At 63.5% G+C, this 564-nt stretch carries 1 protein-coding gene; it reads left to right on the top strand.

Annotated elements, in window-relative coordinates; genetic code table 11:
• Nucleotides 1-564, top strand: a 564-nt coding sequence (locus tag DW58_RS19670; RefSeq protein WP_235810706.1) for a relaxase/mobilization nuclease domain-containing protein, incomplete at both ends; no start/stop codon positions are given.

The following is a 564-nucleotide window of genomic DNA, read 5'->3' as shown; positions in this document are numbered from 1 at the left end:
TTTCATCCACGCGGTCGCGGCGGTGGCGCCGGGCCGGTGGACTATCTGCTGGGTAAAGACCGGCAGCGTGAAGGCGCCAGCGTCCTGCAGGGGAAGCCGGAAGAAGTCCGGGAGCTGATTGACGCGTCGCCTTACGTGAAGAAATACACTTCCGGCGTACTGTCGTTTGCGGAGGCCGATCTGCCTCCCGGCCAGCGGGAAAAACTGATGGCCAGCTTCGAGCGGGTTCTGATGCCCGGACTCGATAAAGATCAGTACAGCATTCTGTGGGTGGAGCACGAGGACAAGGGGCGTCTGGAGCTGAACTTTCTGATCCCCAATACCGAGCTACTGACCGGCAGGCGGCTCCAGCCGTACTACGACCGCGCCGACCGACCGCGCATCGATGCCTGGCAGACCATCGTGAACGGCAGACTGGGGCTGCACGACCCGAACGCACCGGAAAACCGCCGGGCGCTGGTCACGCCGTCCGGACTGCCGAAAACGAAGCAGGAGGCCGCAGAAGCCATCACGCGCGGACTGCTGACGCTTGCTTCGTCCGGGGAGCTGAAAAGCCGTCAGGAT

The sequence above is a fragment of the Siccibacter turicensis LMG 23730 genome (assembly GCF_000463155.2).
GTDB classification, from domain to species: Bacteria; Pseudomonadota; Gammaproteobacteria; order Enterobacterales; family Enterobacteriaceae; genus Siccibacter; species Siccibacter turicensis.
The sequence above is the reverse complement of the archived record's forward strand: the minus strand, read 5'-3'. Positions and strand labels throughout refer to the sequence as shown.